The organism is Novosphingobium sp. BL-A-41-Hi4A-0G (assembly GCF_055521735.1).
Genome location: NZ_CM145501.1, coordinates 80,008 through 100,375 on the forward strand (window position 1 = coordinate 80,008; position 20,368 = coordinate 100,375).

Annotated in this window: 25 protein-coding genes; 9 read left to right on the forward strand and 16 right to left on the reverse strand. The window is 65.5% G+C overall.

Annotated features, from left to right (window positions below; genetic code table 11):
• Positions 1 to 3 precede the first annotated feature (3 nt).
• Both fliE and ACZ1JX_RS00450 read right to left on the reverse strand, forming a co-directional pair.
• Positions 4 to 372: a flagellar hook-basal body complex protein FliE gene (fliE, locus tag ACZ1JX_RS00445; RefSeq protein ID WP_465124876.1), complete on the reverse strand. Its 369-nt coding sequence runs from the start codon at positions 370 to 372 to the stop codon at positions 4 to 6.
• A complete protein-coding gene (locus ACZ1JX_RS00450) occupies positions 369 to 1,637 on the reverse strand; it encodes a sigma-54 interaction domain-containing protein (RefSeq protein WP_465124877.1) in 1,269 nt (422 codons plus the stop codon). The genes fliE and ACZ1JX_RS00450 overlap by 4 nt, the downstream gene beginning before the upstream one ends.
• 237 nt (positions 1,638 to 1,874) lie before the next feature.
• Here ACZ1JX_RS00450 and ACZ1JX_RS00455 point away from each other — a divergent pair, with 237 nt between their 5' ends.
• Positions 1,875 to 2,684 (forward strand): flagellin N-terminal helical domain-containing protein, encoded by an 810-nt coding sequence (locus ACZ1JX_RS00455; protein WP_465124878.1) that lies wholly within the window; start codon positions 1,875 to 1,877, stop codon positions 2,682 to 2,684.
• Between the two features lie 147 nt (positions 2,685 to 2,831).
• Here the strand turns inward: ACZ1JX_RS00455 and ACZ1JX_RS00460 are convergent, their stop codons facing one another.
• The 14 genes from ACZ1JX_RS00460 to flgB form a co-directional block, all read right to left on the reverse strand.
• Positions 2,832 to 4,067, reverse strand: coding sequence for a S8 family serine peptidase (locus ACZ1JX_RS00460; protein ID WP_465124879.1), 1,236 nt, complete (start codon positions 4,065 to 4,067; stop codon positions 2,832 to 2,834).
• Between the two features lie 144 nt (positions 4,068 to 4,211).
• Positions 4,212 to 5,051 (reverse strand): flagellar motor protein MotB, encoded by an 840-nt coding sequence (locus ACZ1JX_RS00465; protein WP_465124880.1) that lies wholly within the window; start codon positions 5,049 to 5,051, stop codon positions 4,212 to 4,214.
• A gap of 3 nt (positions 5,052 to 5,054) precedes the next feature.
• Positions 5,055 to 5,918, reverse strand: coding sequence for a flagellar motor stator protein MotA (gene motA / locus ACZ1JX_RS00470; protein WP_465124881.1), 864 nt, complete (start codon positions 5,916 to 5,918; stop codon positions 5,055 to 5,057).
• A 31-nt stretch (positions 5,919 to 5,949) separates the two neighbouring features.
• Entirely contained in the window at positions 5,950 to 6,870 is a 921-nt protein-coding gene (locus ACZ1JX_RS00475) for a flagellin N-terminal helical domain-containing protein (protein WP_465124882.1), read from the reverse strand.
• Between the two features lie 6 nt (positions 6,871 to 6,876).
• Entirely contained in the window at positions 6,877 to 8,220 is a 1,344-nt protein-coding gene (gene flgK, locus ACZ1JX_RS00480; protein ID WP_465124883.1) for a flagellar hook-associated protein FlgK, read from the reverse strand.
• Between the two features lie 3 nt (positions 8,221 to 8,223).
• Positions 8,224 to 8,532 (reverse strand): rod-binding protein, encoded by a 309-nt coding sequence (locus tag ACZ1JX_RS00485; RefSeq protein WP_465124884.1) that lies wholly within the window; start codon positions 8,530 to 8,532, stop codon positions 8,224 to 8,226.
• Positions 8,529 to 9,629 (reverse strand): flagellar basal body P-ring protein FlgI, encoded by a 1,101-nt coding sequence (locus tag ACZ1JX_RS00490; protein WP_465126459.1) that lies wholly within the window; start codon positions 9,627 to 9,629, stop codon positions 8,529 to 8,531. The genes ACZ1JX_RS00485 and ACZ1JX_RS00490 overlap by 4 nt, the downstream gene beginning before the upstream one ends.
• Positions 9,630 to 9,640: 11 nt before the next feature.
• A complete protein-coding gene (locus tag ACZ1JX_RS00495) occupies positions 9,641 to 10,381 on the reverse strand; it encodes a flagellar basal body L-ring protein FlgH (RefSeq protein ID WP_465124885.1) in 741 nt (246 codons plus the stop codon).
• A gap of 5 nt (positions 10,382 to 10,386) precedes the next feature.
• Positions 10,387 to 11,175: a flagellar basal-body rod protein FlgG gene (gene flgG / locus ACZ1JX_RS00500; RefSeq protein WP_465124886.1), complete on the reverse strand. Its 789-nt coding sequence runs from the start codon at positions 11,173 to 11,175 to the stop codon at positions 10,387 to 10,389.
• Between the two features lie 19 nt (positions 11,176 to 11,194).
• Positions 11,195 to 11,947, reverse strand: a complete 753-nt coding sequence (locus ACZ1JX_RS00505; RefSeq protein ID WP_465124887.1) for a flagellar basal body rod protein FlgF — start codon at positions 11,945 to 11,947, stop codon at positions 11,195 to 11,197.
• A gap of 28 nt (positions 11,948 to 11,975) precedes the next feature.
• The gene (locus tag ACZ1JX_RS00510) at positions 11,976 to 12,803 is read right to left on the reverse strand and encodes a flagellar hook-basal body complex protein (RefSeq protein WP_465124888.1); all 828 of its coding nucleotides are present in this window, start codon (positions 12,801 to 12,803) and stop codon (positions 11,976 to 11,978) included.
• 18 nt (positions 12,804 to 12,821) lie between these two features.
• On the reverse strand, positions 12,822 to 13,160 hold the full coding sequence (locus ACZ1JX_RS00515; RefSeq protein WP_465124889.1) for a flagellar hook assembly protein FlgD: 339 nt from the start codon (positions 13,158 to 13,160) through the stop codon (positions 12,822 to 12,824).
• On the reverse strand, positions 13,160 to 13,570 hold the full coding sequence (gene flgC / locus ACZ1JX_RS00520) for a flagellar basal body rod protein FlgC (RefSeq protein WP_144902771.1): 411 nt from the start codon (positions 13,568 to 13,570) through the stop codon (positions 13,160 to 13,162). Before flgC ends, ACZ1JX_RS00515 begins: the two co-directional genes overlap by 1 nt.
• A 3-nt stretch (positions 13,571 to 13,573) precedes the next feature.
• Positions 13,574 to 13,921 (reverse strand): flagellar basal body rod protein FlgB, encoded by a 348-nt coding sequence (gene flgB, locus ACZ1JX_RS00525; RefSeq protein ID WP_465124890.1) that lies wholly within the window; start codon positions 13,919 to 13,921, stop codon positions 13,574 to 13,576.
• 208 nt (positions 13,922 to 14,129) lie between these two features.
• Between flgB and ACZ1JX_RS00530 the strand changes: the two genes are divergently transcribed.
• The 8 genes from ACZ1JX_RS00530 (at position 14,130) to ACZ1JX_RS00565 (ending at position 20,340) form a co-directional block, all read left to right on the forward strand.
• Complete coding sequence (locus ACZ1JX_RS00530; RefSeq protein ID WP_465124891.1) at positions 14,130 to 14,801, forward strand: MotA/TolQ/ExbB proton channel family protein; 672 nt, start codon at positions 14,130 to 14,132, stop codon at positions 14,799 to 14,801.
• On the forward strand, positions 14,798 to 15,232 hold the full coding sequence (locus tag ACZ1JX_RS00535; protein ID WP_465124892.1) for a hypothetical protein: 435 nt from the start codon (positions 14,798 to 14,800) through the stop codon (positions 15,230 to 15,232). Before ACZ1JX_RS00530 ends, ACZ1JX_RS00535 begins: the two co-directional genes overlap by 4 nt.
• A gap of 43 nt (positions 15,233 to 15,275) precedes the next feature.
• Positions 15,276 to 15,791: a flagella basal body P-ring formation protein FlgA gene (locus ACZ1JX_RS00540; protein WP_465124893.1), complete on the forward strand. Its 516-nt coding sequence runs from the start codon at positions 15,276 to 15,278 to the stop codon at positions 15,789 to 15,791.
• A 109-nt stretch (positions 15,792 to 15,900) separates the two neighbouring features.
• Positions 15,901 to 16,200 (forward strand): flagellar biosynthesis anti-sigma factor FlgM, encoded by a 300-nt coding sequence (flgM, locus tag ACZ1JX_RS00545; RefSeq protein ID WP_465124894.1) that lies wholly within the window; start codon positions 15,901 to 15,903, stop codon positions 16,198 to 16,200.
• Positions 16,200 to 16,547 (forward strand): flagellar protein FlgN, encoded by a 348-nt coding sequence (locus tag ACZ1JX_RS00550; protein WP_465124895.1) that lies wholly within the window; start codon positions 16,200 to 16,202, stop codon positions 16,545 to 16,547. The genes flgM and ACZ1JX_RS00550 overlap by 1 nt, the downstream gene beginning before the upstream one ends.
• 71 nt (positions 16,548 to 16,618) lie before the next feature.
• Positions 16,619 to 17,506: a lytic transglycosylase domain-containing protein gene (locus ACZ1JX_RS00555; protein ID WP_465124896.1), complete on the forward strand. Its 888-nt coding sequence runs from the start codon at positions 16,619 to 16,621 to the stop codon at positions 17,504 to 17,506.
• Positions 17,507 to 17,509: 3 nt separating this feature from the next.
• Complete coding sequence (locus ACZ1JX_RS00560; RefSeq protein ID WP_465124897.1) at positions 17,510 to 19,609, forward strand: flagellar biosynthesis protein FlhA; 2,100 nt, start codon at positions 17,510 to 17,512, stop codon at positions 19,607 to 19,609.
• On the forward strand, positions 19,606 to 20,340 hold the full coding sequence (locus ACZ1JX_RS00565) for a sigma-70 family RNA polymerase sigma factor (RefSeq protein WP_465124898.1): 735 nt from the start codon (positions 19,606 to 19,608) through the stop codon (positions 20,338 to 20,340). Before ACZ1JX_RS00560 ends, ACZ1JX_RS00565 begins: the two co-directional genes overlap by 4 nt.
• The last annotated feature ends 28 nt before the right edge of the window (positions 20,341 to 20,368 follow it).

Consider the following 20,368-nt stretch of genomic DNA (forward strand, 5'->3'; position numbering starts at 1 on the left):
CAATCACACTCCCATCCGCATGATGTCCTGGTAGGCCGTCAGCAGCTTGTTGCGGACCTGCAGCGTCGCCTCGAAGGCAACGCCCGATTCCTGCCGGGCAAGCATGACCTTGGCGATGTCGACCGTCTCGCCGCGCTCATAGGCCTCGGTGATCGCGCTGGACTTCTGCTGCGCGGCATTGACGCTGTCGAGCGCGCCCTTGAGGCTTTCGGTGAAGCTCCCGGCGGGGCCGCTGGTGGCGCTGGCCGAAGTTGCGGTCTCGGGCGATCTGACCTGCTGGAGCAGCTGCGAGCGCTCCATGATCTGCTGGCGCAGGGCCATGATGTCCTGGATGCCGGAAGCCCGGCCGCCGATGCCTGAGACGCCGCTCATCGCCTGCCACCCATAGCACGACCGTTCACTTCGATCCCGGCATCACGGAAGCTGGCAAGGCGATAGCGCAAGGTCCGCTCGGAAATGCCAAGCTGGCGTGCTGCGGCAACGCGGCTGCCGTTGCAGGCCTCCAGCGTCGATAGGATCGCCTTAGCCTCGGACATCTGGACGATGTTGGACAGCTTGGCATCGCTGGTTGGCACCACCGCCAGCGGTTCGTTGATCAGGCGGGCGGGCCGGTCGAACACGATGTGCTCCGCGCCGATCACCCCCGCATTGCCGGCAAGGACAAGGGCGCGGCGCATCACGTTTTCCAGTTCGCGCACATTGCCGGGCCAGGAGTGGGCGCAAAGCATGGACAGCGCCTCGTCCGAAATCCACGGGCTGGCGGGCGAGTGACGCAGCGCCATGGCAAAGGCCAGCGGGGCAATGTCCTCGGGCCGCTCGCACAGCGCGCGCAGGGTCAGGGGGAAGACGTTGAGGCGGTAGTAAAGGTCGGCGCGGAAGCGGCCTTCCTCGACTTCGAGCGGCAGATCGCGGTTGGCGCAAGCGATCACGCGGACATCGACCTTGATCGGCTTGGTCGCGCCGAGCGGGACGACTTCGCCTTCCTGCAGCGCGCGCAGCAGCTTGGCCTGAAGAGTGAGAGGCATTTCGGCGATTTCGTCGAGCAGCAGGGTGCCGCCGGCAGCCGCGCGGAAGAAGCCTTCGCTGGCGGTATTGGCCCCGGTGAATGCCCCCTTCTGATGGCCGAACAGCAGCGCTTCGAGCATCGCTTCGGGCATGGCGGCGCAGTTGATCGCAACGAAGGGCTTGTCCTTGCGCGCCGAGCGCTCGTGGATGAAGCGGCTCAATACTTCCTTGCCGGTGCCGGTCGGGCCGTTGATCAGGACAGGAATATCTGAGGCGGCAATCCGCGTGGCAAGGGCGAGGACGGACAGGCTCTCCGGGTCTGCTGCAATCGGCGCGCCGGGACGGGCGGCGCAGGCGAGCAGGGCGGCAAGGGCGGCCTCGCCTGCGCCATCGGCATAGCGCAGCGTTGCAATGCGGCTCCCCGCCTGCCGCTCGATCGCCGGCACTTGCGAGCGTTCCAGCAGGACGACCGGCTTGCGCGGGGCGAGGGTAGCGTTCTCGAAGGCATCGGCCAGCATGGCATCGCCCGGCTCGCCATAGCTCGACAGCACTGCCGCCGCGCGCTGGACCAGCGCCGGATGGGCTTTCGCCGCCGCTTCCGTGAACTGCAGTGCTCCGCAATCGCGAATCATTTCAAGACCCCTGTTAACCATTCCGTCCGAGGCCCTTGTTTCGCGCGAGACCGACAAACAGGTTGAAACTTTAAGGGGTCGGGAATTGCTAAGGGCCAGTACCTAGGGGTGGCAGGCTTTTGCCGGGGGGTGGCTTAATTCCGGCGGCGCTTTGCCGGTCTTTGTTCCGACAGCCGTGTCGATCCTCTGACCGGCGGTCCTATCGGGAACGACACACCACCTACCGGAGAATGGAAAATGGCGGTTATCAATACCAACATCAGCGCCATCAAGGCTGCAAACTCGTCGACTTCGGCGAGCAAGATGCTCGGCACGGCGATGGAACGCCTGTCGACCGGCAAGCGCATCAACGGTGCCAAGGACGACGCCGCAGGCCTCGCCATCAGCACCACGATGACCTCGCAGATCAAGGGCATGGCCCAGGGCGTGCGCAATGCCAACGACGGCATCTCGCTGGCCCAGACGGCCGAAGGTGCGCTGAGCGAAGTGACCAACATGCTGCAGCGCGTGCGCGAGCTGGCGGTTCAGGCCAAGTCGGCGACCTATCAGGAATCCGACCGTGACTACATGAACACGGAAGTCCAGGAACTGCAGGACCAGATCAACGCGGTCCTCTCCGACACCAAGTTCAACGGCAACACCGTGTTCGACAGCGCCGCCGACAAGACCTTTGACATCCAGGTCGGTTCGGAAACCGCGACCACGGTGACGATCACCTCGAAGCAGATCAACACGGTCGCCTTCGACGTCAGCGGCACTGACGGCACCAACGCCGGCACGACCATCGACGATGTCGATACTGCGCTCGGCGAAGTGAACGCCGCCCGTGCGACCTTCGGTGCCGGCCAGAACCGTCTGGAATCGGTGGTGAACAACCTCAACGACAACATCACCAACCTGTCCGACGCCCGTTCGCGCATCCAGGACACCGACTATTCGGCGGAAACGACGCAGATGGCCAAGGCCCAGATCCTCTCGCAGGCTTCGACCGCGATGATCGCGCAGGCCAACCAGAGCCAGCAGAACGTCCTCTCGCTGCTGCGCTAAGCCATGACATACGCCTGTCTCCACCAGGCGTGATCACGAGCCCGGCGGTTCTTGCGCGGACCGCCGGGCCTTCGTGCGTTCTCCGGTAACGAAGAAGGGCGGCTCCTTGCGGGGCCGCCCTTCGATTCGTTAACGATACTGGGATTTCTACTTCACCCCGATTGGGAAGCTCACGCCATTCGCAGCGGCGGTTGAGGTGCGTCCGTCGTTGCGCGGGCCACCGATGAGCACGAGTCCCGCAAGGTGCGGGGTAGCCATCGAAGTGCCCGATATAGTGTTGTAGCCACCGCTCAGCCAGGTCGACAGGATCGAAACGCCGGGCTCGGCAAAGTCGACTGGCGAGCCGACTGCGGAGTAGTTCGAGAAGCTGGCGAAAGCATCGCTGCTGTTGACGGCGGCCACGGTGTAGATGTTCGGTCCCTGCGCGCGAGCGGGCGAATGCAGGTTCGCGTCCTCGCTTTCGTTGCCGGCTGCAAGTGCGAAGATGACGCCGCTGCTGTTCGAGGCGTTGATCACCGCCTGATCCAGAGCATCCGAGACCGGTCCGCCAAGGCTCATGTTGGCAACGTCGCCCGGCTTGCCGATCTTCGCGACGTAGTCGACGCCTGCGATAACCGCAGAGTATGCACCACTTCCACGGCGATCGAGCACGCGCACAGCAACGAGCAAGGCCCCGGGGGCAACGCCTACGACGCCTGCGCCGTTGATCTTGGCGGCGATCGTGCCGGCAACGTGGCTGCCGTGTCCGTTCAGGTCATTAGGCGACTTTTCACGCGCGACGAAGTTCTTGCTGTTGACCTTGTCAACGTTGAGATCGGGGTGGGTAAGGTCGATGCCGGTATCGATGACGAACGCGCGACCCGAAATCGGGTTTGCCGCGTTGCCACCGCCGACACGGGTAATACCCGCCGGGATCGTTTCGGTTGCCGAAGCGTTCACGCCGCCCCCTGCATTGGCAAGCGCATTGACCGGGTCGATCACCGTCGCGACCTGATCGGCCTCGCACTTTTCGATCTTCGGATTGTGGGCTGCGATCGCTGCTGCGTTCTGCGCCTTGGCGTTGATCGAGAAGCCCTGCAGGGCGACGGAATAGACATGGCCGACGCGGCCACCGGCCTTGCCAGCAACGCTGTTGGCTTCAGCCTGTTCGGAACCCCGGGTGACCGAGCCCTTGCGGAACACGCAGATCCAGCTGTCAGGAATCACGGCGCTTGCCGCCATGGCACTTGTCGTGGCCTGCGCGGAAGCCGGGGCCGAGGCGCCGGTTGCTGCCGGCAGCAGGACCGCTCCGGACCCTGCAGTCTTGTTGCCACCTGCGGCGGCAAACACCATTCCGGCCAGCGCCAGGGCGGATACCGTGGCCAACGCTGCAATCTTCTTCATTGAATTCTTGCTCCCTGTCGTGCTGCGTGGCTCGGGCTTGTGGCCCGGCGCACCGCCACGCTCGCGACAGGCTGCCTTCATCCGGTTGCTGATGCAACCGGAAGATTCATCCAAAGTTTAAGAACCTGACCGGTCTTTCGTTAATCAGTAACTAAGCAGAATTGACATGCGCCGGTTGCGCGGGTCAGCCGGATCGTTCTGTACCAGCGGCTCACGGTCAGCCACGCCCTCAATGCGGCGGAAGCGCGCCTCGCCGATGCCTTGGCGCATCAGTGCCTGTCGCGTCGTCTCGGCGCGGCCGGCCGAAAGCGACCAGTTGTTGGCCACGCCGTTCTTCCACGGCAGCGAATCCGTGTGGCCACGAATGGTCAACTGGCTCGGCTCGGGTGCGATGGCCTGGCCGATCGCGCGCAGAAGTTCTGCTGCGTCGGGCGTCAGCACCGTGGTGCCGAGCAGGAACATCGAGAAATCGGCATCGTCCACCAGATCGAGGCGGATGCCTTCGGGCGTTTCGGTCATGCGCACCTGTCGCGCCAGCTTCTTGAGCTTTTCGGACTGGGCGAGCTTCTGCGCGATGCGCTCCTTCATCACTTGGCTGCGCTTGATCTTGCTGCCGCCTTCCTTGGGACCGCCGGTCGCATCGCGCGGGATCGAGATGGTCTTGTTGCCGGTCTGCCCGGCGCGGTGGGGGTAATCGTCGGCATCGGTCAGCGATGAGCCGCCGAGCACGCCATAGCCGCCCGCGCTGCCCTGCCGCACCTTGACCAGCGTGGGGGTGAAGTAGTCGGCGATGCCCTTGCGCTGTTTCTCCGTGGTCGCACCCAGCAGCCACATCAGCAGGAAGAACGCCATCATCGCGGTCACGAAGTCGGCATAGGCAACCTTCCACGCCCCGCCATGGTGGCCGCCTGCAATCACCGTGATCTTCTTGACGATGATCGGCTTGGGGGGCTCGTTCTTGCCCTTGGCGGGTGCCTTGGCCATCTTTTATCTTCCGCGCAGGGCGTCGAGCAGTTCCGACAGGCCGGGACGGAAGGCATGGCCCAACCCCGAGCGCGCGCTTTCGACGACCAGCGGCTGTGGCCAGCCATGCAGGCTGGCGATGATCACCTGCTTGACCGCCTGGAAGATCATCTCGTCCTGATCGAGCACCTGTTTGAGGCGGCCCGCAATCGGCGCGACGATGCCATAGGCCAGCAGCACGCCCATGAAGGTCCCGACCAGCGCCGAGCCGATCATCGCACCCAGGATCGAGGGCGGCTTGTCGATCGAGCCCATGGTCTTGACCACGCCAAGCACGGCCGCGACGATGCCGAGCGCGGGCAGAGCGTCGGCCAGGCCCTGCAGCGCATGCTGTGCCTCGGCCTCTTCGTGGAAGTGGGTCTTCATCGCGTGATCCATCACGTCCTCGACCGCGTGGACTTCAAGCGTTCCCGAGGAGACCACGATCAGGGTCAGCGTGTCGCAAATCAGCGAGACCAGCGCGGCATTGCCGAGGAGGCGGGGATATTCGGCGAAGATCGGGGAGTTCTTCGGGTCGGTCACGTGGCTTTCGAGCGCCACCGGGCCGTCGCTGCGCAGGATCTTCATCAGCTTGGTGCACAGCACGATCGCGTCGACATGATCCTGCTTGTTGTGCTGCGGCCCCTTGAAAACTTTCTTGAAACCGCCGCCGATGCCCTTCAGCTCGTGCATCGAGTTGCCGGTGACCACCGCGCCGAGCGCTGCGCCACCGATGATCAGCATTTCGTGAGGGATCGCATGCATCACCGGGCCGAGCGCGCCGCCGGTAATGGCAAAGCCGCCGAAGACCATGGCGAGCAGGATGACGATGCCGACGATCACGAACATTTGCAGCTATTCCCGGTACGTTGGGTCGCGCTCAGTTCAGCACGCTGAACAGCGAAAGGTTGGCGAGCTTGGAAAAGCTGGCCTGACTGGCCTGCAGCACCAGCATGGTGTTCTGCAGGCGGGCGATGGATTCCGTCAGGTCCGCGCCGCCAACTTCGGTCTTCTCGTCGGTGCGCATTTCCGCAAGCGAGGTTCGGCGCTCGGTATTGAGATCGATCCAGTTGAGGCGCGAGCCGACGACCGTCTGCGCCGTGGTGATCGCGTTCAGGCCATCGCCCAAGGCAGTGAGCGCGGCGTTGGCCGTGGCGGCTCCGCCCGTGCCGGACTTCAGGTCATCGGCCAGAGCCTTGGTCATGGCCAGCAGGTCGACAGTCGCGCCGCCCGACTGGAACTGGAGAAAATCCGGCCCCGTCACCCCGCGCGAGACCGACTGGCCTCCGCCGAGCGAGATCACGCCCGCTGCGCCGGTCCCGGCATAAGTCGCATTGCCCGCCGCATCGAGCGTGTAGGCGTCCGATGCGCTCTCACCGCCGAACAGGGCGTTGCCGTTCCCGTCGCGCGTGTTGGCCAGCGCAACGAGGTTATCGCGGATCTGCGCCACTTCCTCGCCGATGCCTGCGCGTTGGCTGGTGCTCAGCGTCGATGATGCGGCCTGGGTGGCCAGTTCCTGCAGGCGCGTGACGAAGTTGGCGAACTGCGACAGGGCGTTGTCTGTCAGGTTGAGGTCCGTCGTGGCGCGGTTGGTCGCGGCGGTATCGATGTCGTCGAACACGTCCGCGCGCGCGAGCTGTCGCAGGCGCGAAGCGGCGACCGGATCGTCGGAGGACCGCTGCAGGCGCTCGCCGCTCGACATCTCGGCCTGCGTCTCCTCGGCCTGCTTGCGCAGGGCGGTAAGGTCCATCAGGGACCTTTCGAAGAATGCGGCTGTAGATGTGCCGAAGATCGTGCTCATGGCTGGTTACCTGATTCCCAGAAGGGTGTCGAAGATGTCGGATGATACCTGCATGACCTTTCCGGACGCCTGAAAGGCCTGCTGGAATCTTACTAGGTTCACCGCTTCCTGATCGAGATCGACGCCCGATTGCGCCGAAAGCGCGACCTTGGCGGTATCAGCAATCGTCTGGAGCGCGCCGAGCGTCACGTTGCGTCCGGCGAGCGTGCCCGAAACGTCGAACAGGATCGCGTCCATCGTGCCCGAAGGGTTGACGCCAGCCAGCGCATTGCGGATCGCGGTGAGGTTCGTGGCGTCGCGGTTGCCTGCGGTTGTGCTGCTGGCAGGGGCCGTGGCGATCTTGCGGCCATCCTCTACGGCGAGTGCCATGAAGGCCGCAGTGGTGCCTGCGAAGATCGGCACGCCGATGGCATTGTCGAGATCGCGGCCGCCGGTCTGCGCGTTGTTGAAGGCGTCGACGATGTCGCGGGCGAGCGTGTCGATGTCGGTCTTGAGCTGCGCGCCCTTGGCAAGCGCGAGTTGCTGTCCCGCCAGGCTTCCGCCTGCGAGAGTTAGGGCTGTGCCTCCGAGAGTGTAGCTTACGGTGCCATCAGTTGGAGATGTGGTGATCGCCATGGTCGCGGCGGTGTTGCCGGTTACGAGGTCCTCGCCACCGCTGCCGCCGATCTTCACCGCGACTTGTCCATCGGCGGAAAACTCGGTCGCGATGTTGGCATAGCCGCTCAATTCCTCGAGCAGCTTGTCGCGCTGGTCGAGCAGGGCCGTCTTGTCGCTGCTGGCGTCGGAGGCGCGGGCGAGGCGGGTGTTGGTACGCGCCAGTTCCTGTGCGATGCGGTTGACCTGCGTCACGCCATCGGTGGCAAGGAAACGCAGACCATCGGCGGCGGCGTCCATTTCCTGCGAGGCGATCTGGAAGGTGCCGACCATCGTCCGCGCCTTCTCGATCACCGAAGCGCGCAGCGAAGTGTCGGTCGGGTTCTGGGTCAGCTGCTGCAGCGAGGATTCGAAGCCGACGATGGCATCGAACACCCCCGATTGCTCGATAGCGGATTCGATATTCTGCAGGCCTGAAACCTCGGCGCTCGCCCGCGCCACGTCAGATCCGGTGCGGCGCACTTCGGCCTGGCGGAAGGCATCGGCGTTGCGCACGATGCCATCGAGCCGAACGCCCGACAGCGAGAGGTCGCCGATGCGATAGGCGCCGCCGCTCGATGCTACCTCGCGGAATGCCGCGGAGCGACGGACGTAGCCGGTGGACGAGGCGTTGGCGATGTTCTGGGCAGTAACGTCAAGCCCGATGCGGGCGGCCTGTACGCCGCTGCGGGCAATGGAGAGGAGGTCGGACGCCATGGCTTATGCGCCTCCTTCAGTATTCTGGCCGGGCAGTAGCGCGGCAAGGTGGTTCTCGATCTGTTTCGCAAAGCCCAGCGCGCCGGTCTGCGAGGCGATTTCGGCAAAGCGTTCATCGCGCATCTGGACGAAGGTCTGGTCCATCTTGCCGAACACATCGTCACCGCCGAAGTCGACGGCGCGGGCGCTGGCCAGCATCTGCCGCAGGAAGATCGCCTCGAATTGCTTGGCCGCGCCCGAAAGCTTCTCGCGCTCGTTCGGCGCCTTGGGCGTGAGCGAGAGGGTGGGCGAGGGGGTGGAGATCGCGGTCATATCACCACCATCTCCGCCTTCAGCGCGCCCGCCTGCTTGAGCGCTTCGAGGATTGCGACAAGGTCCGAAGGGCTGGTGCCGAGCTTGTTCAGCGCATCGACCAGCGAGGAGAGCGAAGCGCCGGGCTTGAACAGCGCGACCTTTGCTTCCTTTTCTTCCGCTGCGATCTGGCTGTTGGGCACGACGGCCGTCTGGCCCCGGCTGAACGGCGCGGGCTGCGAGACTTGCGGCTTCTCGTCGATCTTCACCACCAGCTTGCCGTGGCTGATGGCAGCGGGCGAAAGGCGCACCGCGCTGTTGATCACGACGGTGCCGGTGCGGCTGTTGACGATGACCTTGGCGGCGGTTTCGGCGGGGGTCACCTCGATCATCTCGATCGCAGCCATGGTCGTGGCGCGACTGTCGGCGCCTGCGGGCAGGCGCAGCGCCAGCGTCACGCCATCCTCGATCGTCGCGGATTGCGGAAAGCGCGCATTGATCGCATCGCGCACGCGCTGGGCGGTCATGAAATCGGCATCGAACAGGTTCCAGCGCAGCACCTCGCCGCTGTCGAACCCTGTGGCGGCAGCGCGCTCCACGCTGGCCCCTTCGGCGATGCGTCCCACGGTCGGCACGTTGACGGTCAGCTGCGAGCCATCGCGCGCGGCGATGCCGAGGCCGCCGACGGCCAGATTGCCCTGTGCCATCGCGTAGATCTGCCCGTCCGCGCCACAGAGCGGCGCAAGGATCAATGCCCCGCCGCGCAGGGACTTGGCCTTGCCGATGGTCGATACGGTCACGTCGATACGCTGGCCAGGCTTGGCGAAAGCGGGAAGCTCTGCGGTCACCAGCACGGCGGCGGCGTTCTTGAGGCCTGGCGAGATACCCACCGGCAGCTGCACGCCGAGGCGGCCCGCCGTGCCCTTCATTGCCTGCGTCAGGTATTCAAGATTGTCGTCGCCCGTTCCGGCAAGCCCGACCACCACGCCGTAGCCGGTGAGCTGGTTGGCGCGAACGCCCTGGAACTCGCCAAGGTCGCGCACGCGCTCGGCCATGGCGGGCGCAGGCATAGCCGCTGCGAAGGCTGCAAGGACAGGGAGGATGAACCGGACCAGCATTGTCATGACCTTCAGAACGGCGAGATCGCGTTGAAGAACTTCGAGAGCCAGCCCTCACGGCTTGCCCGGCCGACTGAACCGTTGCCGGTGTATTCAACCCGCGCATCCGCGACCTGGCTCGACAGGATGCGGTTCTCCTGATCGATGTCGCCAAGGCGCACGATCCCTGAAAACTGCACCCATTCCTGCCCCTGGCTCAGCATCATGCGCTTTTCTCCGCGCACCAGTGCCGTGCCGTTGGACCGCACTTCCGCAATCGTCACCGCAACCTCGCCGGCGAGCGTGCTCGTCTGCGAGGCATTGCCCTGACCATTGAACGACGATCCGCCTGAAGCATTAAGGGCAGTCGGCTTGATGAAGGAGAGCGGGCCAGTGGTGGGCGGGGTTACCGAGAACTGCCCGGTCTTCTGGGTTCTGGCGACTGCGGTCTTTGCCGATGTCATGTTCTCGACCAGCGTGACCGTGATCAGATCGCCCACAGAATGGGCACGGCGGCCTTCGACCATGCCGGTGTATCCGGCGCTGACGTTGAAAATCGAACCGGCGGTCGGGGCCGCGGTCTGAACCGGCAGGGGCGGCGCGACGACCGGCTCGAAGCCCTTCTTGGGCTTGGCTGCAGAGGCCGGGTCCATGCCGAAAACGACAGCGGCGGCGACCAGCGATCCGACCAGCAAGGCACGCACAGCGGTCTTGCGACGGCGCGGGCTCTCGTTGTGTTCCGGGGCAAAGTGGCGATCGAAGGGGGTTTCCATGGCAATCACAGCGTCTGGTTGGCGTTCTGGAGCATTTCGTCGACCGCAGAGATCATCTTGGAATTGATCTCGTAGGCGCGCTGGCACTCGATCATGTCGACCAGTTCCTCGACGACGTTGACGTTCGAACCTTCGAGGTAGCCCTGCTGGATCTTGCCGCGCCCCAGTTCCCCTGGAACACCGACCTGCGCCGCGCCCGAGGCTGCGGTTTCCTGCAGAAAGTTGTCGCCCATCGAGCGCAGGCCGCCGGGGTTGGCGAAGCTGGCAACGGTGATCTGGCCAAGCTGCGCAGGCTCGTTTTGCCCCGCAATCGTGGCCGAGACGGTGCCGTCATTGGCGATGGTTATCGCACTCGCGCCTTCGGGAATGGTGATTGCCGGATTGAGCGGATAGCCCTGCGCCGTCACCAGCACACCTTCTGCCGAGCGCGAAAAGTTGCCCGCGCGGGTATAGGCAAGCTGCCCTCCCGGCATGGTCACCTGAAAGTAGCCCTCGCCATCCAGCGCAAGGTCCAGCGCGTTGCTCGTGCTTTGCAGCGTGCCCTGGCTGTCGATGCGGGTGGTCGCTTGCACCGCAACGCCGGTGCCGAGGTTGAGGCCGGTAGCATAGGCCGTCTCGTTCGATGACTGCTGCCCGGCCACGCGTGCGTCTTGATAGGCGAGCGTGGCGAAGTTGGCGCGGTCGCGCTTGAAGCCGGTGGTGCCGACGTTGGCGAGGTTGTTGGCGATCACGCGCATCCGCGTGTCCTGCGCTTCCAGACCGGTCCGGGCGACGTGAAGGGCTGAGCTTGGCATCTGGGTTTACCTCTCGAAATCAGGAAATGCGCATCAGGGAGGCGCTGGATTCGTCGACTTCCTTGGCCTGGGAGACGACCTTGGTGCGCATGTCGAAAAGGCGCTGGGCCTCGACCATCTCGACGAGGATGCGGGTGGGATCGACGTTCGATTGTTCCAGACTGCCGACCATCAGCCTGGCCTCTTCGTCCTGCGGCAAGACGCCGGGTTCGCCGTTCTGCCCAGCCACGCGGAACAGGCCGTCGAGGCCCTTCTCGAGTCGGCTGCCGGTGGTCGATGCGATCTTGATGCGCCCGACGAGCTGGGGCGGCTGGTCTGGTGTCTCGGGATTGGCAACGGAGACGCCACCGTCGGGCGAAATCGTGACCTTCGAACCCAACGGAACCGTGATCGGACCGTTCTCGCCGATGACCGGGCGGCCATCGCCGTTCTCCAGCACGCCACCCGCGCTCACGGTCAGATCGCCGCGCCGCGAATAGACCTCGCTGCCGTCCTCGGCCTGCAGCGCAAGCATGGTGTCGCCGGTCAGCGCAACGTCCAGTGGCTTGCCGGTCGAGATCAGCGTACCTTGCGCCATCGACGATCCGCGCACTTCGCCATCGGTCATGGCGCGCGCCTCGAGGCTGGGACCCTTCAGCGTCATCGGCGTGGTCGTCAGCATCTCGGCGCGGAAACCGATGGTCTGCGCGTTCGCCATGTTGCTGGCGATCACGCGCTGGCGCACGGTCGACCCGGTCATGCCGGAATAGGCGGTGTAGATCAGGCGATCCATAATTCAGTCTCCGGTGAACTAAGACAGATCAGGTCTGCAGCTGGATCACGGTCTGCGAGATCTGCGTGGCGGTATCGATGGCCTTGGCGTTGGCCTGGAAGTTGCGCTGTGCGGTGATCAGGCTGACCAGTTCCTCGGCGATGTCGACGTTCGAGCGTTCCAGTGCGCCCGATAGCAACGACCCGTACTGGCCGGTGCTCGGCTGGCCATAGTTCGGTGCGCCCGAAATGCCGGTCGTCACCCAGTTCGATGAGCCGATCTGCTTGAGGCCCTGCGGCGCGATGAAGCTGGCCAGCGCGACCTTGCCGATGATCACGTTCGACCCGTCCGCATAGGATGCCGTCACTGCGCCATCGCTGCCGACGGTGATGCCTGCGAACTCGTTCGGATTGCCGCTGGCGTCGGTACCGTTCGTAGCCGGGATCAGCGCATCGGCAGGCGTGGTCGACGTGATCGTGCCCGCGGCATCGGTCGGGAAGACCTGCAGGCGGTTGCCCGATCCGTCAGAGACAAAGCCCGCGCCGTCCACCGTCAGGCTGCCATTGCGGGTGAACAGCGTCTGGCCGGTCACGACGTTCTTTGTGGTAAAGAAGCCATCGCCGTTGATGGCAAGATCAAGCGCGGAGCCGGTCTGCTCGATCGGTCCCAACGCGAAGTTCTGGCTGATCGATTCCACTGCCGCGCCGATCCCGACGACCAGCTTGGGATTGGTGAAGGCGCTGCCCACGACGATGTCGGCAAACTCGGTGCGGCTCTTCTTGAAGCCGGTGGTTTCGGCGTTGGCGATATTGTGGCTGATCACGCCAAGGTCGGTCTGGGCGTTCTTCAACCCGTTGAGCGATGTGTAGAAGGACATGCGCGTCTCCTGCGGGGCTTAGGCTTTTGGGGGCGTGGGCTGGCTGGCGAGCAGCTTGGCAACGGTGCTGTTCAGCGTGTCGAGCTTGGTCGAGATGGCGGACAGGGTGTCCGATTGCTTGGTCATGGTGCCCAGCGAGTCCTTCATGTCGTTGAGGTTCGACAACGAGGAGAACTGCGCGAGCTGGGCCAGCATCTGGGTGTTGTCGACCGGCTCGGTCGGGTCCTGGTTCTGCAGCTGCGTGGTCAGCAGCTTGACGAAGTCCTCGGCGCCCATTGCGCCCCATCCCTGTCCTGCCTTGGACGAGGTCTTGGCGCCGTTGACACCGTTGGTGGAAGTGACGGAAGCGACTGACATTATTTCATCCTCATCGTTTCGAGCATGAGCTGCTTTGCGGTCTGCATCGCCTCGACCACGTTCTGGTACTGGCGGGAGCTTTCGAGCATCTCGACCATCTCGGCGTTCTCATCGACCGGGGCAGTCCAGACATCGCCATTGGCATCGGCGAGCGGGTGGCCCGGATCGTGCTGGCGGATTGGCGTGGCGTCCGAACGCTTCACGGCGGCGACGCGCACGGTCGACAGGCCGTTCGCCTGATCGAGCTGTTCGGCAAAGACCGGGCGCAGTGGGCGATAGGCTTCCTGCTCGGTCGTGGTGACGGTGCCGGCGTTGGCAAGGTTCGAGGCGGCGGCGTTCATGCGCACGAGCTGTGCCGACATGGCCCGGCCGGTGACCTGGAACAGGGTGAGGGGATTGCTGCCAGCCATCGCTTATTCTCCCCGGATCGCGCGGGTGATCGTCTCGACCCGGCCCTTGAGGAAGTTGAGCGTGGCTGAATAGCCGACCGCGTTTTCGGCAAAGGCGGTCTGCTCGGTCGCCATCTCCACGGTGTTGCCATCGAGGCTCGGCATGACCGGAACGCGGTAGCGCGTGGCCGAGGCAATCGCCTTGTCCTCGCTCATCCCGGCGGTGCGTGCCTTCAGCGCTGTGGCGAAATCGATGTCCTTGGCCTTGAAGCCCGGCGTTGCGGCATTGGCGATGTTCGAAGTCAGCAGGCCCATGCGCTGGGACCGCAGTTCCAGCGCCGCGCCGTGGATGCCGAAGAGGGATTCGCTCATGGGGTGTGCCTTCACTGGCTGACGAAATTGCTGCCGGTGTTTCAGCAAGCAGCGTGCCAACTGCGCAAAAGCGGGACTTCCGACGCTGCCTGATGGCACCGGCGGCAAAGTCTTGCCGGATGGCGGCAGATTGCAGGCGCAAATCGGCAAAGGGGCCTGAAAAAGCCTGCCCGCCTGCCGTCCTGATGCCTGAGGAGAACCCCGGTCAATGCCATCCGCCCCGCTGTTCGACGGACTGTCTCTTGGCATCGTGCTGGGCGGGACGGCGCTTGCCACCGTGCTGCGTTCAGGGCGGCGGGAACTGGCCGTGACCATGCGCGCGCTCGCAGGGCTTTTCACCGCGCGCTTCTCGGCCGCACAGGCCAAGGCCGATCTCGCCGGACAAGTCTCCGCGATCCGCCGTGACGGCATCCTGCGCGCGCACTCTGGCCCCATCGGCGACCGCGAGTTCGATGATGCGACCGACGCGTTGTTCCGCTCGCGCTCGCTCGACGTGCTGATCGAGCGCCACCACAGCCACCGCCGCGCCCGTCTCGCCGCTGCGGAAATGGCGGTGCGCACACTTGCCCAGGCGGCAGAGTTGGGACCAGTGTTCGGCATGATCGGCACGCTCGTCTCGCTCAGCCGCCTGCCCACGACCGGACTCGATCAGGGGGCGCTCAATGCGACCGTTGCCATGGCGGTGATGACCACGCTCTACGGCCTGCTGCTCGCCAATCTCGTGCTCGCCCCGCTCGCCCGCGCGGTTGAGAGGCGCTCGCAGGACGAGGAGCGCCAGCGGCAGGACGTGATCGAATGGCTCTCAGGCCAGCTCGAACCGGCGCTGTCGCATCACGCAACCGTCCAGCGCCTGCATCCTCGCGGGAGGGCTGGCGGGTGATCGTGCGCGCCGGGACGGGCTGGCAATATGCGATTGCCGACCTTTCGCTGATCCTCTTCCTCGTCACCGCCTCCGCCCTTGCCCATGCAGGCGGCGGCAAGGCCGCAGCTTCTCCGCCCCCGCCACCGGTCGCAGCCGCGATCGACAGTGAGCCTGTTGCCGTCTGGAGCCCCGGCCCCGAAGCGCCGTCGCTCGCAGAGTGGCTGGCGCAAGTGGGCGAAGACCCCCGCCTCGAAGTTCGCATCGTGGTCCGCTACGCCAGCGGCGCGCGCGCGGCGGCCATGGCCCAGGCCGTGGATCTGGCCGCAGAGGGCGGAACTCGCGCGGCGAAAGCGCGCATCCTCGTCGAGCCCGGCGAGCGTGCCAGGGCGAGTGTGGCGCTGGTCTATTCGCGCGAGGCGGTGGTGACCCCTGTCGCTCTGGCACGATGATTGCTGGATCGGGGCATTGCACTTTCCTTCGCGGATGCCGTCGATGACCAGATCCCTGCCTTTAGTCCTGCCCGCCCTGATTGCCGCCTCTGCCGCGCAGGCGCAGACCTCGCCGTTCCATGACCTCGTCGCCATCGACCGCGAAGTGGCCGCCTTTCTCGGCGCGGGGATCGGGGAGGCGGGCGGCGCGACCTTGCCGGTCGACCGTCGCCTGCGGCTTGCCGCCTGCCGGTCGCAGCTTTCGCTTGGCTGGCAGGGCACGCGTCAGGATACCGTGCTTGTACAGTGTCCTGATGCCGGTGGATGGCGGCTGTTCGTTGCCGTTGGCGGCACGAACCGGCAAGGCGCTGCCGCCGCTCCTGCCGCTGCGCCAGCTGTCGCCCGCGGCGATGCCCTGACGATCGCCGTTGCAGGCGAGGGCTTTTCTGTCAGCCAAGCGGGGGAGGCCATGGAATCCGGTCCCGTCGGGGGCTGGATCCGGGTGCGCACAAGCGCCCGCGCCACCCCGATCCGCGCCCGGATCGAGCGGCCCGGCCTCGTCGTCGTCCCGGTCGACTGACAGCGGCACAGGTCGGTTTTTCACGAACCGGCAAAATTTTTCCGCATCCGCCCTTAACGCGTCGGCAAGACCGCCGTTCTTGTCTGTATCAAACGCTAGGAGCGGTACCATGTCACCAATTGAAATCGGTGCATCGCGCCCGGTTGGGCCGGTGCAGGTCAGTACGCCCAAGTCTGCCAAGACGGCCTCGACAGCCTCTCTCGCCGACACGGCATCGGTTGCGGATACCGGTGCGGCGGCGCAGGTCGAGAAGTCCAGCGCGCTCGATGCAGGGCAGTCTGCCCCCGTCGACTCGGAACGCGTGAAGGACATTCGTCATGCGATCGAGACCGGCACTTACCCGATCATTCCCGCCAAGATTGCCGATGCGATCATCGCCGCCGGCATGCTGCTGAGGACTGCCCAGTAATGGCCACTTCCACCGTCGCTCGCCCTTCGGACCTTCGCGACACGCTTCGGCAGATGCTTGCCGTCCTGCAAGAGGAACGGCACGCACTTGCAGGCCTCGATCTTGACATGATCATGGGCTGCGCATCGCACAAGGCGGACCTGTGTGGCACGCTGGCCGATGTCGATCATGCGCTGGTGGATGAGGAATGCCGGGGCCTGCTCGATGCCGCACGTCGCCAGAACGAGGCCAACCGCAAGGTGCGCAACCTGATTGCGGCCAATGTCTCGGCGCGGCTCGATGCGCTGGCTGGCACGGCCCCGCTCTATCGTGCAAACGCACAGGTCCACCGTCTGCGCACTGCCTGATGGCAACTTGGCACGGGCCTTGCTGAATACCTTCCGTCACGCCGCAAGCCTGCGGCCGGAAGGAACGTCCAGTGAGTTCAGCCGACGCTTTTGCCTTGCCTGGTTCCCCGGCCGCCACGAGCGGAGCCGGGGCAAGCGTGCGTGGCGCGATTGCCGGAGCCGCGCAGGCCACCGGCACCGACTTTGCCTATCTGATGGCGCAGGCCAGGCTCGAATCCAGCCTCGATCCCTTGGCCCGTTCGCGCACGTCGAGCGCTTCGGGGCTCTACCAGTTCACATCTGGCACATGGTTGCGCACGCTTGAAAAGCATGGGGCCGAACATGGCCTTGGCTGGGCCAGTGACATTATCCGCAGCGGTGCGGCGAGCGATCCTTCGGCCCGCGCCCAGTTGCTCGCGCTGCGCTTCGACCCGCAAGTCGCCGCGACGATGGCAGGCGAACTGGCGGGCGACAACGGCGATTACCTGACCGGCGTGCTCGGCCGCCAGCCCGACCATGCCGAGCTGTATCTGGCGCACTTCTTCGGCGCCGAAGGGGCAGGCCGCTTCCTCACGGCGCTGGGCAGCGACCCTTCGCAAAGCGCCGCCGCGCTTCTGCCTTCAGCCGCTGCGTCCAACCGCTCCACCTTCTACGATCGCAGCGGCAATCCCCGCTCCGTGGGTGAGGTGATGAACCTGATCCGCACCCGGATGGCAGGTGCCAGTGAAGGTGCGACTGGCGACGAAGCGCTGCAATGGGCCGCCAGGATGGGTGTGGCGCCTGCTCAGGCCCCGCAGTTTACCGGCGGCCCGGTCGCCCGGGAGTTCCAGGCAACGGCGGCAAGCAACGGCAATCCGGTGCCGCCACCGGCAAGCTCGATGGCCGATACCTTGCGGCAGGCCTTCGCCCTGAACGACGGCAGCAATGCGCCCGCCCACGTCCGGCAGGCCTATGGCCGCCTTTCCGCGCTGGGGCTCTAGGCCATGCTGAAGCGCTTCGGCTCGCCCGCCGCGATGGCCTTGCCCGGCGGCATCCTCATGCTGATCGTGCTGATGGTCGTGCCGATCCCGGCCGTCCTGCTCGACGTGTTCTTCGTCCTCAACATCGCGCTTTCGGTCGCGATCCTGATGGCGGCGATGAACGCGGAGAAGCCGCTTGATTTCTCGTCGTTCCCCTCCGTCCTGCTCTTTGCCACGCTGCTGCGCCTTGCACTCAACGTGGCGTCCACGCGCATCGTGCTGGTCAACGGCCACGAAGGCGGCGCGGCGGCAGGCCACGTCATCGAGGCCTTCGGCGCGTTCCTGATCGGCGGCAATTTCGCGGTCGGCCTGTTCGTGTTCATGATCCTGATGATCATCAACATGGTCGTCGTCACCAAGGGCGCAGGCCGCGTTTCGGAAGTGTCCGCGCGGTTCACCCTCGATGCCTTGCCGGGCAAGCAGATGGCGATCGACTCCGATCTCGCCGCAGGCCTGCTCACCGCCGATGAAGCCAAGGCTCGCCGTCGCGAAGTCGCCACCGAGGCGGATTTCTACGGCTCGATGGACGGCTCGTCCAAGTTCGTGAAGGGCGATGCCATCGCTGCCCTGCTGATCCTTGGCGTCAACATCATCGCCGGCTTCTGCCTCGGCATGATCAGCCATGGCCTGACCGCGTCTCAGGCCGCCGAGTTCTACATCACGCTCGCCATCGGTGACGCGCTGGTGGCGCAAGTGCCTTCGCTGCTGCTGTCCATCGCCGCTGCCGTGATCGTAACCCGCGTCTCCGACAGCCGTGACCTGACCGGCCAGATCGGCGGCCAGTTCTCGAACCCCGCAATCTGGCTGCCGGTGGCCGTGATCCTCGGCGCGATCGGTGCAATCCCGGCCATGCCGCAGATCGTGTTCCTGCCCGCTGCCGGTCTTGCCGGATGGCTGTGGTGGACTCTCAAGAAGCGCGCGGACCGTCCCGCCCCCGTCGCGGTCGTGGCACCCGAACCGATCGATCCCAACCGCATCACGCTCGAGGACGTCAGCGACCACACGCTTGTCACCATCGAGATGGGCTATGGCCTGATCCATCTGGTCGACGAACGCCGCGGCTCGCCGCTGGTCGCTCGCCTCACCGGTGTGCGCAAACAGCTAAGCCAGGCCTTCGGCTTCATCGTCCCGCAGTTCCGCGTGCGCGATTCGCTGGAGCTCGGGGCCAATTCCTATCGCATCCTCCTGGGCGGCGTACCGGTCGGCATCGCGGACATGCGCCCCGACAAGATCCTCGCCATCGATGCGGGCGAGGCCAGCCCCGACCACGGTTTGCGCGGCGAGGCCACTCGCGATCCCAGCTTCGGTTGCCCCGCCATCTGGATCGAACCGGCGCAGCGCGATCTCGCCATCGCGGAAGGATTCCTCACCGTCGATGCCAGCACCGTCGTTGCCACCCACCTCAATCAGGTTCTGGGCGACCGGCCCTCTGCGCTGCTCGGCCCCGACGAGGTCAAGGCGATCCTCGAAGCGGTCAAGGAACGTGCGGCGGGCCTGGTCGAGACGATCCACCCGCAGCCGATGTCGCTGGGCGCGCTCACCCGCCTGTTCCACGCCCTGCTCGACGACGGTATCTCCATCGCCCACCCGCTGCCGATCCTCTCGGCGCTGAGCGAGGCGCTGCAACAGACCAACGATCACGACCGTCTGGTCGATCTCCTGCGCGCAGACCTTGGCGCGATGATCGTCGGGCGCATCTGCGCACCCGACGAATGCCTGCCCGTCGTCACGCTCGAAGCCGGGCTCGAACAGATGATCGTTGGCGGGATGCATGATCCCGCCACCGGCCAACCGGTGATCGAACCCGATCTTGCGCGCGGTATTGGCGAGCGCATCTCGGCCCTGATCGCCGAGCGCGGCCCAGCCGCTCCGCCTGTCGCCCTGATCGTCCAGCCGCGCGCCCGCCGCCCGCTCGCTGCCCTGCTGCGCCTGCGCGCGCCGAACTGCCTCGTCATGTCGATTTCCGAACTGCCGCCCGCCCAGCCGATCGAGGTGATCTCGGTCATCGGCGGCGAAGCGCCACCCCCCGTCCAGCACGAATTGCCTGAGGGACTTGCTGCATGAAACACGACCACCGCGGTTTTGCCGCCGCCCGCGCCTATGCGCAGAACGAGGCCGCCGATCGCATCCGCCGCTTCCTGCCGATGGTGAAGCGCCTCGCCTGGCACGTCCACGGCTCGGGCCGCGCCGGGATAGAGGTCGAGGATCTGGTTCAGGCCGGGCTCGTCGCCCTCACCGAATGCGCCCAGCGACACGACGGCCCCACCGAGGACGGCTTTGCCGCCTATGCCAAGCTGCGCGTGCGCGGGGCAATGGTCGATCTGGTGCGCCGCTCCACCCCGCTCTCGCGCTCGGCAACCGAACGCCGCCGCCTGCTGCGCGAGAAGACCACGGCGCTGACCAACGAACTCGGCCGCCCCCCCAGTGACGACGAGCTTGCCGCCGCGATGGGTCTGACCACGCGCGAACTGGCCGACCAGAACGCCGCCGACCAGCCCTTGCGTTTCGAGGCCATCGACGATGCCTATTCGGACAGCAACGCCGCCTTTGCCGACGATCGCCCCGATGCTTTCGCCATGCTCGCCGATTCCGAAATGCGCAGTGCGGTCGCCTCGGCCATTTCCGACCTGCCCGAACGCTTGCAGATGATCATCCAGCTCTACTTCGTCGAGGAACTGAACCTTGCCGAGATCGCCGAAGTTCTCGGCGTCAGCATCCCCCGCGTCCACCAGTTGAAGGCGCAAGCGCTCGACAAGCTGCGCGCCGCGCTGGGCGAGGACTACGATATTCTCTGACCCCGCTTGCCAAGCCCGTCGAGTCAGT

Excerpts from the sequence above, each read along its gene's own strand:
- ACZ1JX_RS00550 (WP_465124895.1), top strand. The coding sequence starts at position 16,200 with ATGGCCACTTCCACCGTCGCTCGCCCTTCGGACCTTCGCGACACGCTT.
- ACZ1JX_RS00490 (WP_465126459.1), bottom strand. The coding sequence starts at position 9,629 with ATGCTGGTCCGGTTCATCCTCCCTGTCCTTGCAGCCTTCGCAGCGGCT.
- ACZ1JX_RS00475 (WP_465124882.1), bottom strand. The coding sequence starts at position 6,870 with ATGAGCACGATCTTCGGCACATCTACAGCCGCATTCTTCGAAAGGTCC.
- motA (WP_465124881.1), bottom strand. The coding sequence starts at position 5,918 with ATGTTCGTGATCGTCGGCATCGTCATCCTGCTCGCCATGGTCTTCGGC.
- ACZ1JX_RS00540 (WP_465124893.1), top strand. The coding sequence starts at position 15,276 with ATGACCAGATCCCTGCCTTTAGTCCTGCCCGCCCTGATTGCCGCCTCT.
- ACZ1JX_RS00455 (WP_465124878.1), top strand. The coding sequence starts at position 1,875 with ATGGCGGTTATCAATACCAACATCAGCGCCATCAAGGCTGCAAACTCG.
- flgC (WP_144902771.1), bottom strand. The coding sequence starts at position 13,570 with ATGGCTGGCAGCAATCCCCTCACCCTGTTCCAGGTCACCGGCCGGGCC.
- ACZ1JX_RS00530 (WP_465124891.1), top strand. The coding sequence starts at position 14,130 with ATGCCATCCGCCCCGCTGTTCGACGGACTGTCTCTTGGCATCGTGCTG.
- ACZ1JX_RS00485 (WP_465124884.1), bottom strand. The coding sequence starts at position 8,532 with ATGACCGCGATCTCCACCCCCTCGCCCACCCTCTCGCTCACGCCCAAG.
- flgK (WP_465124883.1), bottom strand. The coding sequence starts at position 8,220 with ATGGCGTCCGACCTCCTCTCCATTGCCCGCAGCGGCGTACAGGCCGCC.
- ACZ1JX_RS00565 (WP_465124898.1), top strand. The coding sequence starts at position 19,606 with ATGAAACACGACCACCGCGGTTTTGCCGCCGCCCGCGCCTATGCGCAG.
- ACZ1JX_RS00560 (WP_465124897.1), top strand. The coding sequence starts at position 17,510 with ATGCTGAAGCGCTTCGGCTCGCCCGCCGCGATGGCCTTGCCCGGCGGC.
- ACZ1JX_RS00495 (WP_465124885.1), bottom strand. The coding sequence starts at position 10,381 with ATGGAAACCCCCTTCGATCGCCACTTTGCCCCGGAACACAACGAGAGC.
- ACZ1JX_RS00505 (WP_465124887.1), bottom strand. The coding sequence starts at position 11,947 with ATGGATCGCCTGATCTACACCGCCTATTCCGGCATGACCGGGTCGACC.
- ACZ1JX_RS00450 (WP_465124877.1), bottom strand. The coding sequence starts at position 1,637 with ATGATTCGCGATTGCGGAGCACTGCAGTTCACGGAAGCGGCGGCGAAA.
- ACZ1JX_RS00515 (WP_465124889.1), bottom strand. The coding sequence starts at position 13,160 with ATGTCAGTCGCTTCCGTCACTTCCACCAACGGTGTCAACGGCGCCAAG.
- ACZ1JX_RS00460 (WP_465124879.1), bottom strand. The coding sequence starts at position 4,067 with ATGAAGAAGATTGCAGCGTTGGCCACGGTATCCGCCCTGGCGCTGGCC.
- fliE (WP_465124876.1), bottom strand. The coding sequence starts at position 372 with ATGAGCGGCGTCTCAGGCATCGGCGGCCGGGCTTCCGGCATCCAGGAC.
- flgM (WP_465124894.1), top strand. The coding sequence starts at position 15,901 with ATGTCACCAATTGAAATCGGTGCATCGCGCCCGGTTGGGCCGGTGCAG.
- ACZ1JX_RS00510 (WP_465124888.1), bottom strand. The coding sequence starts at position 12,803 with ATGTCCTTCTACACATCGCTCAACGGGTTGAAGAACGCCCAGACCGAC.
- ACZ1JX_RS00465 (WP_465124880.1), bottom strand. The coding sequence starts at position 5,051 with ATGGCCAAGGCACCCGCCAAGGGCAAGAACGAGCCCCCCAAGCCGATC.
- flgG (WP_465124886.1), bottom strand. The coding sequence starts at position 11,175 with ATGCCAAGCTCAGCCCTTCACGTCGCCCGGACCGGTCTGGAAGCGCAG.
- flgB (WP_465124890.1), bottom strand. The coding sequence starts at position 13,921 with ATGAGCGAATCCCTCTTCGGCATCCACGGCGCGGCGCTGGAACTGCGG.